Genomic DNA, 11,254 nt, shown 5'->3' with positions numbered 1-11,254 from the left:
AATAGGGAGCCTGTTGAAACAGTAGTGAGGCTCTGCCGATGCGGCACCGTGAGGCAATGGTGAGGAGAATGGCCCGTCGGCCCCACGCTCCCCGTTTCAAAATCCCCGCTATGAGTGACGAGGCGTGCGCATGATGCCGGAAAATGGTCAGGCGCGCTCCCTCCTCCTGAGCGACCTCATCGAGGCGCTCGAGTTTGTCAGCGCATCACAAGATGACGAACATCACGCTTATATCTGCAGGCAATCGGGCCGCATCCTCTTTGTGTCCGACAATGTGGAGATGGACGATGCGGAGGAATTGCCGGAGAATCCCGAGGAAGGCGATTATATTATCGTACCCCATCGACGCGATCTCGACCTTGGGAAAAGGCTCGCGCTCGCTTTCGTCGCTGAAGAACTGCCAGAAATGCGGGACAAAGCGAGGGACATTTTCAGCCGGAAGGGCGCCTATAGGCGTTTCAAGGATCTGTTGGAGGCGAAGGGCGCGCTGGAGAGATGGTATGCTTATGAGGAACGCGCGGTCGAGGCAGCCATGTGCGAATGGTGCGACGATGTCGGCTTGACCTGGATGCGCGATACCCGTTCAGCTGCGACAGGCAGGAGTTGAGCCCAGAACCATGTCGACCATTGCATGCGACCAGTGCCATAGCGGCGTTCCAGCCTTCGAGGTCACGCACTTCGGAAGTATCGAGACAGGTTACCGGGACCTTTGCAGCCGCTGCTACAATGAGGAGGTAGCCCGCCTGAGCGGGATAAGGTTCACCCATGTCGACTTCCAGCCCATGGAATTGCCCGATGCGAACGGGGACAAGCATCGGTTTCACTTTATACTGCGGCTCCTCGGCACGATGTTGACGCTGGAAGCTCTTGAAGTCAGAGCCGACGAACAGGAGGGCTACGAGTTCCAGGTCCATGGCGTGGCAGATGCCGATCCGTTTGCCCTTATGACGCGCCTGCTGGAACGGATGCGGCATGATCTTGCTGTGGTTCATCTGGTCGAAGGCGAATTGGGTTTGGCCATTTCGGGAACGACAGTTCGAGGCAGACTAACCTGCGACCTTGAATCCTCCGACAGAGGTGGCCTGGCAAAATTGGACAGTGAGATAAGTGGATTTTCTGCCTGACGGCGGCCAGGATGGCCGCGTGACAGGAGTAGAAATGAGCAAACGACCCCGCCGGAATCACAGCCCGGCTTTCAAGGCGAAGGTAGCATTGGCTGCTGTGAAGGGCGAGAAGACGCTGGCCGAGTTGGCGCAGCAGTTTGACGTGCACCCGAACCAGATCACGACATGGCGTAGCCAGTTGCTCGAGGGCGCAGCAGGCGTATTTGGTTCGGACAGCACATCGGGAACGGCCGAACCGACGGTCGATGTGAAGACGCTGCACGCCAAGATCGGCGAGTTGACGCTGGCGAATGATTTTTTGGCCGGCGCGCTCGGGAAGGCCGGTCTGTTGCCGAGCGCAAAGCGATGATCGATCGTTTGCACAATTTGCCGCTGGCGCGGCAGGCGCGGGAACTGGGGATCAGCCGGGGCAGCGTCTATTACCTGCCCAGACCGGTTTCGGCGGCTGATCTGGAGATCATGCGGAGGATCGACGAGTTGCACCTGGAATTTCCGTTCGCGGGTAGTCGGATGCTGCGCGATCTGCTGCGGCAGGAAGGCATCGAGATCGGCCGCCAGCATGTCGCCACGCTGATGAAGAAGATGGCGATCGAAGCGATCTACCGTCGCCCGAACACTTCAAAACCAACGCCGGGCCACAAGATTTACCCCTACCTACTGCGCAAACTGCCGATCGTGCGGCCTAACCAGGTCTGGGCAACGGACATCAGCTACATCCCGATGGCGAGGGGGTTCGTCTATCTCGTGGCCATCGTCGACTGGTTCAGCCGTAAGGTGCTTGCCTGGCGGGTGTCGATCACAATGGAGGCCGACTTCTGCGTCGAGGCGCTGGAGGAAGCGCTGGCGCGCTTCGGCAAGCCGGAGATATTCAACACCGATCAGGGTAGCCAGTTCACCAGCCACGCCTTCACCAGCGTACTGCTGCGCGAGGAGATCGCCATAAGCATGGATGGCCGAGGCGCATGGCGCGACAATGTGGTGGTCGAGCGCCTGTGGCGCTCGGTGAAATATGAGGAGGTTTACCTCCACGCCTACGCCGCAGTCAGCGAAGCCAGGGTATCGATCGGTCGTTATCTGAACTTTTACAACGCGAAGAGGCCGCATTCGAGCCTCGGCGCCAGGACCCCGGACCAGACATATTTTGACAATCTGCCGGTGGCGATGGCAGCATGAATTTGGCCGCCGATATGGGGCGTCACTCCGGTCGGGCTACGCCCTCCCTCCTTGACGCCCCATATCGGCAGTTCGATGATGAAACCGGCAGACGATCCACTTATCCAACGCCGATCCCTGTTCAGACCAACCCGGCCACCTCTCAACGGCGTCAACGGGATCGTAAAACAACAAGAGGCCAAATTCAGCGCAGCCGTATCAGACGTGGAACAGGGATTCACCAGCGTCTTTCCCGGTCTTTCAGTCAAGCTTGATGTCCAGGCAGCAGCACCAAAATTTGATGCAGCCAAGCTAATCGCTGACGGCTCCGGTCTGCGCGTCACCGATGGTGGAGCTGAAGTTCAGCTGTCTCAGCAAGGAGCCGGCGCACAGCGAGCGTTATTTTGGACCATGCTCCAGGTTCGCAATCGCATAGTCAGCGATAAAAAGCTCCGCGATGACAAAATTAAAGCTCTGACCAAGGATCTCGGAAAAGCTCAAAAGGATGCGGAGAAGGCAAAGGAGATCCAAGCCCAAATTGATTCGATTCAGGATGGCGGCGCGCTGCCCGAGGATGCCGATGATCCTGCACTACCCGGTTATATATTGTTGATCGACGAGCCGGAAAACGCGCTGCATCCCCTCGCGGCCCGTGCGGCGCAGCGACAGTTGTACCAACTTGCCCAGCAGCCAGAATGGCAGGTCATGTTGACCACGCACTCGCCCCTTTTCATCAATCCAGCCATGGATCACACTACAATACTCCGGCTGGAACGCGAACATGCCGATGGGGGCTTCAGCCCAAAAACTTTCAGAACCGACGAAGCAGAATTTCAGGCCGATGAAAAAGAGAGCTTGAAAGCGATCCAAGAGATGGATCCGACCTTCTGTGAAGTGTTTTTTGGGACATACCCAATCATAGTAGAGGGTGACACCGAACATGCCGCCTTTATCGCCGCAGTAGTCGAAGCAGGACACGAACTCATCGATCAAGTCACGATTATCAAAGCGCGGGGCAAACCACAAATTCGCGCAGTTATGAAGATGCTAATTCACTTCCAGAAGGATTTTGGCGTTCTCCATGACTGTGACTGGCCACACGGCAAAGATGGAAAGCAAAATAAGGACGGTAGCTTGGCTAAGTCAGGCTCATGGGCGCACAATGCAGAAATTCGCAGACTGGTCAACCAGGCGAAGTCACTAGGTGTTGCTGTGGCCCATCACGTCAGCATCCCCGATTTCGAACGTCGGATCGGTTTGCCTCGCGGGACCGCAGGAAAGCCCTTCGAGGCGTATCTCGCGATCAAAAAGGACGATACCATCAAGGCCGAGGTGCAGGAACTCCTCCAAAACCTTAAGCAGCCGGAACGCCATGCCGAAGGTGCAAAGCCCGCATGTGATGCTGAGTCATTTGTCGATGGGTTGCTCCAAAACCTCCGAACAGGCGCCGCTAAACATCAGTGGGAGGACGCATTCCGTCTCGGCGACTAGCGCTGGGCGGCTTCATTGACTAATCCTATCCTCACGCACCCCCGCACTTCACAATTATCTCCAGCGGCAAGTCTGCTGAAGTGTAATTATGCCGTACGATCTAGGTCGATAATGTTTGCGACCCCCGCCGCCGCGAGCGGCTCTGCCAGAGCGCGAACGCTGCGGTGGTGGGTAAAGAGCAGAACTTGGTTTGTCTTGCCATATTCGGCGAGCAGATCGAGTGTTGACCGGCTGCGTTCATCATCAAAATGAACCAGAATGTCGTCGGCTATGAATGGTAGAGGCTCGGTCGCCCCGCCATAGTTTTCAAGACTTGCCAACCGGAACGCGAGGAAGAGCTGGTCGCGCGTGCCATCACTCATGGTGGCCACCGAAGCGATGCCTCCATTGGCCCGCCGTCCGACGACAACCGGATGCCCCTTGTCGTCAATATCGGTCTCGATACCGGCAAATTCGCCTAGCGTGGTCGCCGCGAAAAGCTCTCCTGCCCGCTGGATGAGCGGATCTTGCTGCTCCGCGCGGATCGTTGCCATCGCCGAAGTCACCAACTCGCGCGCGACCGAAAGTTCGAGATATCGCTCGAGTGCGAGATGCATCTGCGCCGCCGCTGTCTCCCGTTCAGCCACTGCGTGATTGACCTGGCTCTGGCTCAGATAGGCGGCGAGTTCGTCCTGTCCGGCCTTTTCCGCGAGGACGGCCGCCTCGATTTCACCCTCGGCTTCTGAAGTGCGGGCCTTCTGCTCCTCCAGGTCTGTCCGGACTTCATCGAGATCACGGCCGTCCCATTCCGCTCGAAGAGCGGCGAGATCAAGCTTGTCACCAACATCCATCGCGGTCCGCTCTGCCTGGCCTATCTCGTCGCAAAGTCCTACCCGTGCCTCGCAACGTACGGCTGCCTCCAATAGTGCATCGTCGTCAGCGGGATCGAGTTGCACGGACGCCGCCAGCGCCGTCAGTTCCACCTTAGCAGAGCCGACCGCATCCTGTGCGTAGCCCGCCGCGACCCTCGCTTCCTCATAGTCGGGGAGGAGGCCATCATATTGCGTCTGGGCTGTGGCATTGGCTTCAAGCCGGACCACCAGCATCTGAGCCGCGACCACGCAATCGTCACTCACCTCGATCTCGAGTTCTGCTGCAAGGCTACTGGCATCTGACCCTAGGCTGGCCTCATCCTCGACCATTCGCTGGAGCCTGTGGCGCGACTGTCCGATAGCCGACAGAACGCCGCGCGCGCCGGCCCATTCGGTGACCGCAATGCTGGCATCCGCCGGCGTAACATCTGGCCTGAGCCCCAGTGCTTTCGTTGCAGTCGGCCATCCTCCGTCCCAGGCTGCCTGGGCATCGGACCACAGCTGCAAGTCGGCTTCGACACGCTTGTGTTGCTGCGCGATCTCCTCCTGGTCGCGCTGGTCCCGAGTGAAGTCGGCATGCGCCTGTTCATGCCGGGAAATTGCGCTCTGCACCGCACTGACCCGCTCTGCAAACGACAGCGAGGGATCCAGATTGCGACGCTGTTCGATCCGCTCAAGCAGCTCCACTGTGGGGGCGAGCTGGGCTTCCTCGACCGCCAGGGCGTTCGACTGACCGCGCAGCCTTTCAGCTTCGTCCAGCACCTGTTGCCGTGCCTGCGCAAACAACAGCAGCGACGCAAGTTCGGGATGCCTGGCATGGAGGTCCGGGAAACTGTTCGACCATGCCGCGCCGCGCGCTTCCAACTGCCTGGAAAGCGCGTCCGCCTCGTTTTCGGCCGCCGTGGCTTCTGCTTGCGCATCCGCCACACGGCGCAGCGCCTGCGCAAGCGAGGCAGCACGTTTAGCTTCTGCGGCACGGCGGTCGGCCAGTTCATCGGCAGACACGAGCGCAGCATCGAACCTGTCGGCCGCCTCATGTCGTGAGTCTGCATCGTCCGGAAGTTGTCCGCCTACATAAGCTGACTTTATCGGCTTCCATGCATCCGTACGCGTGGTACGCGCCTCGGCAAGTGACGTGTCGCTCGCAATGATCCCGGAAGCCTGAAGCTCTGCGATATCAGCCTCACCGGCGGCGATGCTGCGCTCCGCCTGTCGTTTGAGCTTGGCCTGCTCCTCAAGCTGCGAACCCAATGTCTCACGCGCGACCTGTTCGTTTCGAACATCCTCCGCGCTTGGGCAGGTGAACGCGGCAAGCGCGTCGACGGTGTCGAAGCCGAGCAACGTGAGCCGTTTGGTCAATGCCTCGCTGTCATTGTCCAGCCCCTGTTGGCGCGCCAAGTGCGCCGACTTCTGGGCAGCAAGGCTTGCAAAGACCGAAGACGACGCTTCGGATGGAGCATCAAACCCTGCCGCACGCGCCGCATTCAGACGGTCGCCAAGCAGGGCGAGCTTATCTGCCAGTTCGCCGAGGCGGAGCTGAGCATTAGCTAGACTTGGCCGCCGCTCCAGCACCTCTTCGGCAAGGCGACGCACGTGGTCGAGCGCCGATTGATCAGGGATGAGCGCAGATAGTTCGGCATCTGCGGGAAGGCCGAGCATTCGGCGTAATGCGGCCAGTTGGGCTTCGCCATCATCGATCTCGCGCTGGCGATTGGCACGATCGGATCGCGCCTTGCGGACGTGGATCGCACGCTCGGCGAGATCACGGATACGCTTCTCCGACGCCTTGAGCGCTTGATTCACGACCAGAGCGTCTAGCCGGGCCTTGAGCCGGTCCCTTCGTTCGATGGCTCCATCCAGATGCTTTGCTGCCTCATTTCTCTTGTCCAATGCGGCTCGAACCTTGGTGGCGAAGTCGTCTCGGAAGGAGGCGATATCGTCATAGGCACCCAGTGCCAGCGCCAGACCGTCGAGCTGACGGAGATACGGAGCGACGCGCAGCACGCGCTCGAGCTTCGCCGTCGACGTGCCAAGACTGCGCCTCTCGTCACGCAAGGTGCCCAGCTTCTCCGCGGCGGCCAAGGCCGCCTTGCGCGTCTGTTCATAGGTTTCACGGGTCAGCTGTGCGCTGCGGGCGGTCTTGTCTGCCGCCTCAAAGAAGGTCAGCTGCTGGTAGAAGACACGACTCGCCGAACGCCTCGTGTCAAAAAGCTTGTCCGCTTCAGCATTGATACCCTCTAGGCGGGAAACAAGGGTTCGCAAGCCGCCACCCGCCTCGACAATCAGGCGCCCGATATCCCCGTCTGCATGGAGCAGCCGCTCGCCGCCATTGCGCAAGGTTTCATGGTTGAGACCGAAGAGCGTTTCGAACCTGTCCCGGGTGATTGCTCCAAGAACAGGTGCGAGGACTGTATCGTCGAGTGCGGTGCCTGCCGAATCGGCCAAAGTTCGGCCATTGCCCTTGCGCCTTTTCAACGTCAGCACGCTACCGTCGGCCAACAGCATCGATGCACCGATACGCATGCCGTCATAGCCGAACAGGCTACCCCGCTGCGTATTCTTCGGGATCGAAAACAGGAAATCGCTGATCGCCTCGAGGCTGGTACTCTTGCCTGCCTCGTTAGCACCAAACACGACCGTGAGCCCCGCAGTCTCGGGGATGACCAGCTCTCGGCTGGCGCAACCGCCATAATTCTCAAGGCGAAGTTCAGTCAGGCGCATGACCAGCCTCACTCACAAGACTGCGTGCCAGAGCGGCAGCGCGTTCGGGGATTTCTGCGCGCATCTGCTCGATGAAGGAGTCGGCATGGGCACCGGCAGGCAATTTCGTGCGAATTTCAGCGAGCCGCGCCTCGAGAACCTCCGCGATCGCACTGTCCTGGCTTAGGCGCGTCAGCTCCTGATCAAGCCTTCCGGCAACAGTGGGGTCGACCGCCTCGGGGACAGCCGGATGCTGGGTCTCCAGTTTCAGCTTTTCAAGCCAAACATCATGCGAGAGCGTTGCCAGCAGCGTTTCAACATCCTCCCGGAAAGCCCCCCGCTCGAGGATCAACCTGGAATGGAGCGGAGTTGTGCCGGTTACGGTCAACCGAAGGGCAAGGGGTCGACCGTCGGCAGCCTCGGCGCAATCCGCGAGCCGGCTGCGTATGAGGTCCAGCAGTTCCTGCTCTTCCTTTGTCCCGGAAACATCGATAGCGACCGATGCCCAGCGAACGACATCTAGTGCCCTATGCTCAAGGCCGACCACTTTACCTTCATCAACCCTGACCAGCACCGCACCCTTGGGACCGGTCTCTCGCGGATGGCGACCCTGGAGATTGCCTGGATAAACGATATGCGGGTGCTCGCTTAGCACAGCATGGGCATGGACATGGCCTAGCGCCCAATAATCATATCCATGATTTGCGAGCTGCTCGGGCGTGCAGGGCGCATAGCGGGCATGATGACCTTCGCTGCCAGCACATGCGGTGTGCAGCACGCCGATATTGAACAATGCTTGAGCCGCCACTGGATACTCACGCGCCAGATCCTCCGAGACATCCGGGCGCGGGAAACTCCGGCCGTGAATCGCAACCCCGACATCGTCGAGCAGATGCGTGGCGGCCTTGGCCTTCGGAAAAACATGGACGTTGCCGGACAGGGACAGCTTGTCGGCAAATCGATTGGCGGAATCATGGTTTCCGAGCACCATGAATACGGCGATCCCGGCTTCGTCGAGCCGGCGCATTCCCTCCATGAAATAGAGGCCGGTCTGGAAGTTACGCAGATCGCCATCGAAAATGTCGCCGGCCAGTAGCATGAACCGGCAACCCTCGTGAATCGCAAGTTCGACCAAATTGTCGAACGCTTCGCGCGATGACGCTTCGACACGCGCGGCATATTCAGCCGATTTACCTGCTAGTCCGAGAAGTGGGCTGTCAAGGTGCAGATCAGCTGCGTGGACAAAGGTGAATCCAGTCAATCGAGTATCTCCCCGCCCAGACGTCATGGCACAAATCATCCAAGAATGTCTCGGAAAATTCCCTCCAATACAAAGCCCTCAGAGCAGGACAAGCACGTCATAATTCACCCGTCATGGTGGCAGTCCACCACGATCTTCGCCAACGATCTCTTATCTCTGGCCGTTGAGAAACCCTTGCAGGCCTCAATCTGCCAATAGCTCGCACAGACGGACCACCGCTGCTACCGCAGCGTCAAATCCAGGAACATCGGCATCGCCGGCAAAAGCCATGCCGCCCACAAACCGCGCATATTCCTGCGCATATTCAGGATCAGCAGCGAGTTTTTCGCGCATCGCCGCGAGCCGCTGCTTAGGTGTCAGATCCGCAACGCCCCCGCCACCCCTGTCGCTGTCATCCTCCAAGACGGACTTCAGCAGCGCCGGAAACTGACGATCCCCAGTTGCCAGCGGCTCCAATGCCGCCAAGTCATGTAAATGGCGGACAATGGTGGGATCGTCGTCCGCATGGGCGCGGTCGCGCAGCAGCATCCGCCACGAGAAGGCGCTCAGCTTGTCGGCCGCCGTCTCGACCGGATCGATACAGGCAATGTTCGGTACCTCCGGCGCAGACCGAGCATATTGTCCAGCGAACGACGCCACCGCCTTGTGCTGGACAGTTAGCCGGGGAGGCTTAGCCGAAATCTGAGTCAGAATATGCGGCCGCAGGGAGCCATGTGGTTCCAGGTTGGTCGGATAGGTCATCGCAAGCTCGATAAAGCGATGCTCATCGCGCGAGATGCAGGAGGTGACCTCGAAACCCATCTCCTTCCACGCATCCACCATGGCATCCCGGAAAGACTTTAGCGCCTGTCTGCGCTGGTTTCGGCTGCGCGCAAGGAAGCTGTCTGACAGCAGTAGTTTGAAATCGATGTCCTCGGAGAAACGACGAATGAGCCCATGAGCCTTGAGCAGCGACGTGCCGCCTGAGAAGACGGGAGTGAAATCCTCCGTCGCCAAGCCTGACAGCCCCTCTATAGCCTGGACAACGAACCAGTCCTTTTCCACAAAGGCTTCATCGACAGCGAGCGCACCTGCGACGCGGCCCAGCAGGGCATCATCGGGTGCGTTCGAGAACGACATAATTTCCGTCATACCCTATCTTGCGCCGAACCCGATCCTCGATCGCCACTGTCCGGCCCGTTGGCACCTGCGTCGAACGGCCACGATTATAGGCGTCTTCAAACGAGGAAGGCACCACCTTCTTACCAAGACGCCCAAGCGCCTCGGTCGCGAGCTTCTTGATACCAACGATCGGAACCGGCTTACCGGTAAAGGGCGAAACCTCGGCCTTGGCATAAAGACCGTAACCGATCTGGACGAGCTGTCCGTCCCTGGCTTTTTGCCGCAATGCCCGGCCGATCGCATCATAGCTTCCCAGCGGCGCGAAATCACTGCGCAGGAAAACATTCCGCTTGGAACGGCGAACCTTCCTGCCGATGGCATCGGCGATCGTTTCGGTAATCGGAGCGCGCTTGCCTGACTCAGCCTTGCGATATTGACCACGTCCCACCCGCTCGATACGCTTGTCCTTCATCAGCTGGCGAAGCGCGCGGCCGACAGAATCATAATCGGCATCGAGCAGGAGTTCGCTCCTATTCAATGCCCTGCCTCCATCAAGGCGCTCGAGAATCTGATCAGCCAGCGAAGTCATGTGCAAACCAAAATACGACCTTTACGGCATCCTATATAGGCGTTGGCGGTAGAAATCACAAGCGGGCCAGGGCCACGCACTCGCGGCCGCAGCCACCCGGCTGCAGCCTCGGCTCGTGCCAATCACTCTGGCAGGGCGCGATCATGGGGTCATTTGCGGGAGGGGGCGAAATCCTACGCTAAGCCGAGGACGCGCTTTCCATAGTCCCGGAGTTCGCCCTTGGGGCCGACATAGCGGTAGAGAGTGACGCGCTCGATCCCGAGTTCCTTGCAGAGGTCGGAGACGGACGTGTCGCGCTGGGTCATAGCGGCTTGGGCGAGACGCACCTGAGCCTTGGACAAGGCGAACTTGCGGCCTCCCTTTCGGCCGCGCGCGCGAGCAGCGGCCAGGCCAGCCATGGTGCGCTCGCGGATCATATCCCGCTCGAACTCCGCCAGCGTGGCGAAAATGCCGAACACCATGCGGCCCGACGGCGTCGTGGTGTCGATTTGCGCGCCCTTGCCGGTGAGAACCCTCAAGCCAATGCCGCGATCGGACAGGTTCTGCAACGTGTTGACAAGATGGGTGAGCGTTCGGCCGAGCCGATCGAGCTTCCAGACGATCAGGACGTCGCCAGCGCGCAACGATTTGAGGCAGGCGGCGAGACCGGGGCGGTCATCGCGGCTACCGGACGCGCGATCATCATAGATTTTATCCGGCCCGACGCCGGCGGCATGGAGGGCGTCGTGCTGCAGGTCGAGCGACTGCGAGCCATCGGCTTTGGAGACGCGGGCATAGCCGATCAGCATGGATCACAAACGAAGGTTTGAGGTGGCGGGGCGAGCATAGGCATTTGACTACGCCATTGTGTATCTCAACTGAACCGCCCCGGGATTGCCGGAGGCCATTTGGTTTAAATTATGCGGCCATGGGTGTTTCGTCCAGCATGGCGTAGTAGCGCTCCTCGGCTTCGGCAGGCGGGATGTTGCCAATGGGCGCGAGCAAC

9 protein-coding genes are annotated in these 11,254 nt (G+C 59.7%); 4 read left to right on the top strand and 5 right to left on the bottom strand.

What is annotated here, in order from left to right; translation table 11 throughout:
- Positions 1–130 precede the first annotated feature (130 nt).
- From HHL26_RS23305 to HHL26_RS23290, 4 genes are all read left to right on the top strand, one after another.
- A complete protein-coding gene (locus HHL26_RS23305; RefSeq protein ID WP_206377604.1) occupies positions 131–607 on the top strand; it encodes a UPF0158 family protein in 477 nt (158 codons plus the stop codon).
- Positions 608–617: 10 nt separating this feature from the next.
- The gene (locus HHL26_RS23300) at positions 618–1,124 is read left to right on the top strand and encodes a hypothetical protein (RefSeq protein WP_169576873.1); all 507 of its coding nucleotides are present in this window, start codon (positions 618–620) and stop codon (positions 1,122–1,124) included.
- 34 nt (positions 1,125–1,158) lie between these two features.
- Positions 1,159–2,297, top strand: a protein-coding gene (locus tag HHL26_RS23295; protein WP_169576872.1) for an IS3 family transposase whose coding sequence is annotated in 2 segments (ribosomal slippage) — positions 1,159–1,426 and positions 1,426–2,297 — 1,140 coding nt in all. Because the reading frame shifts where the segments join, the coding sequence is not laid out codon by codon here.
- Positions 2,298–2,372: 75 nt separating this feature from the next.
- Positions 2,373–3,767: an AAA family ATPase gene (locus tag HHL26_RS23290; protein ID WP_169576871.1), complete on the top strand. Its 1,395-nt coding sequence runs from the start codon at positions 2,373–2,375 to the stop codon at positions 3,765–3,767.
- Between the two features lie 86 nt (positions 3,768–3,853).
- Here the strand turns inward: HHL26_RS23290 and HHL26_RS23285 are convergent, their stop codons facing one another.
- The 5 genes from HHL26_RS23285 to HHL26_RS23265 all read right to left on the bottom strand — a co-directional run bounded on the left by HHL26_RS23285 (position 3,854) and on the right by HHL26_RS23265 (position 11,057).
- Positions 3,854–7,339, bottom strand: a complete 3,486-nt coding sequence (locus tag HHL26_RS23285) for a YhaN family protein (protein ID WP_169576870.1) — start codon at positions 7,337–7,339, stop codon at positions 3,854–3,856.
- On the bottom strand, positions 7,326–8,579 hold the full coding sequence (locus HHL26_RS23280; RefSeq protein WP_206377603.1) for a DNA repair exonuclease: 1,254 nt from the start codon (positions 8,577–8,579) through the stop codon (positions 7,326–7,328). Before HHL26_RS23280 ends, HHL26_RS23285 begins: the two co-directional genes overlap by 14 nt.
- Before the next feature lie 183 nt (positions 8,580–8,762).
- The gene (locus HHL26_RS23275) at positions 8,763–9,710 is read right to left on the bottom strand and encodes a nucleotidyl transferase AbiEii/AbiGii toxin family protein (protein ID WP_066564454.1); all 948 of its coding nucleotides are present in this window, start codon (positions 9,708–9,710) and stop codon (positions 8,763–8,765) included.
- Positions 9,673–10,218, bottom strand: coding sequence for a hypothetical protein (locus HHL26_RS23270; RefSeq protein ID WP_237230225.1), 546 nt, complete (start codon positions 10,216–10,218; stop codon positions 9,673–9,675). Before HHL26_RS23270 ends, HHL26_RS23275 begins: the two co-directional genes overlap by 38 nt.
- Positions 10,219–10,442: 224 nt before the next feature.
- Complete coding sequence (locus HHL26_RS23265; RefSeq protein WP_066553497.1) at positions 10,443–11,057, bottom strand: recombinase family protein; 615 nt, start codon at positions 11,055–11,057, stop codon at positions 10,443–10,445.
- Positions 11,058–11,254 lie beyond the last annotated feature (197 nt).

It is taken from the genome of Sphingobium sp. TB-6 (assembly GCF_012927365.1).
In the GTDB taxonomy this organism is placed as follows: domain Bacteria; phylum Pseudomonadota; class Alphaproteobacteria; order Sphingomonadales; family Sphingomonadaceae; genus Sphingobium.
The sequence above is the reverse complement of the archived record's forward strand: the minus strand, read 5'-3'. Positions and strand labels throughout refer to the sequence as shown.

Bases quoted from the DNA above. Each gene is read 5' to 3' on its own strand.
- HHL26_RS23300 (WP_169576873.1), top strand. From the start codon at position 618: ATGTCGACCATTGCATGCGACCAGTGCCATAGCGGCGTTCCAGCCTTC.
- HHL26_RS23275 (WP_066564454.1), bottom strand. From the start codon at position 9,710: ATGACGGAAATTATGTCGTTCTCGAACGCACCCGATGATGCCCTGCTG.
- HHL26_RS23305 (WP_206377604.1), top strand. From the start codon at position 131: ATGATGCCGGAAAATGGTCAGGCGCGCTCCCTCCTCCTGAGCGACCTC.
- HHL26_RS23265 (WP_066553497.1), bottom strand. From the start codon at position 11,057: ATGCTGATCGGCTATGCCCGCGTCTCCAAAGCCGATGGCTCGCAGTCG.
- HHL26_RS23290 (WP_169576871.1), top strand. From the start codon at position 2,373: ATGATGAAACCGGCAGACGATCCACTTATCCAACGCCGATCCCTGTTC.
- HHL26_RS23285 (WP_169576870.1), bottom strand. From the start codon at position 7,339: ATGCGCCTGACTGAACTTCGCCTTGAGAATTATGGCGGTTGCGCCAGC.